This window comes from Terrisporobacter sp., from assembly GCF_017888745.1.
Classification (GTDB): Bacteria; Bacillota; Clostridia; order Peptostreptococcales; family Peptostreptococcaceae; genus Terrisporobacter.
Genome location: NZ_JAGHFM010000390.1, coordinates 1 through 1,232, shown reverse-complemented (window position 1 = coordinate 1,232; position 1,232 = coordinate 1). Strand labels below are relative to the sequence as shown.

The 1,232-nt window shown below is 35.3% G+C and carries 1 protein-coding gene; it reads right to left on the bottom strand.

All coding sequences use genetic code 11. The features are described 5' to 3' along the window. Positions 1 to 37 precede the first annotated feature (37 nt). Positions 38 to 1,231 (bottom strand): elongation factor Tu, encoded by a 1,194-nt coding sequence (gene tuf, locus J7G74_RS16330; protein ID WP_297137347.1) that lies wholly within the window; start codon positions 1,229 to 1,231, stop codon positions 38 to 40. Between the last annotated feature and the right edge of the window lies 1 nt (position 1,232).

Below are 1,232 nucleotides of genomic sequence, written 5' to 3'. Positions count from 1 at the left end.
CCCCTCTTCTTTTCTATATATAAATAATCTAAATAGATTATTCTATTATTTCTGCTACAACTCCTGAAGCTACTGTTCTTCCACCTTCTCTTATAGCGAATCTTAATCCTTCTTCAACACATATAGAGTTTATTAAATCAACTTCTATAGTTACGTTATCTCCAGGCATTACCATTTCTATTCCTTCTGGTAATTTACAAGCTCCTGTTACGTCAGTTGTTCTGAAGTAGAATTGTGGTCTATATCCATCGAAGAATGGAGTATGTCTTCCACCTTCTTCTTTTTTAAGAACGTATATTTCTGCTTTGAATTTTGTATGAGCGTTTACTGATCCTGGCTTAGCTAATACTTGTCCTCTTTCGATTTCATCTCTTTGAACACCTCTTAATAATGCTCCTATGTTATCTCCTGCTTCTGCGCTATCTAATAACTTTCTGAACATTTCTACACCAGTTACAACAACTTTTCTTGGCTCTTCAGTTAATCCTACTAATTCAACTTCGTCTTGAACTTTTAATACTCCTCTTTCTACTCTACCTGTAGCAACTGTTCCTCTTCCTGTTATAGAGAATACGTCTTCTACTGGCATTAAGAATGGCTTATCTACATCTCTTTCTGGAGCTGGTATATATTCATCTATTTGTTCGAATAACTCAACTATTTTGTCTCCCCACTCTGAAGCTGGATTTTCTAATGCTTGTAAAGCTGATCCTCTTATTATTGGAGTATCATCTCCTGGGAATTCATATTCGTTAAGTAATTCTCTTACTTCCATTTCAACTAATTCTAATAATTCTTCGTCATCTACCATATCACATTTGTTTAAGAATACTACTATGTATGGTACACCAACTTGTCTTGATAATAATATATGCTCTCTTGTTTGTGGCATTGGTCCATCAGTTGCTGAACAAACTAATATAGCACCGTCCATTTGAGCAGCACCTGTTATCATGTTTTTAACGTAGTCAGCATGTCCTGGACAGTCAACGTGAGCGTAGTGTCTGTTTGGAGTTTCATATTCAACGTGAGCTGTTGATATTGTGATTCCTCTTTCTCTTTCTTCTGGAGCTTTATCTATGTTAGCGAAATCTACAGCTTCTCCTAATTGATATCTTTCATGTAATGTTTTTGTTATTGCAGCTGTTAATGTAGTTTTACCGTGGTCAACGTGACCTATTGTTCCTATATTAACATGTGGTTTATTTCTTTCAAATTTAGCCTTAGCCATT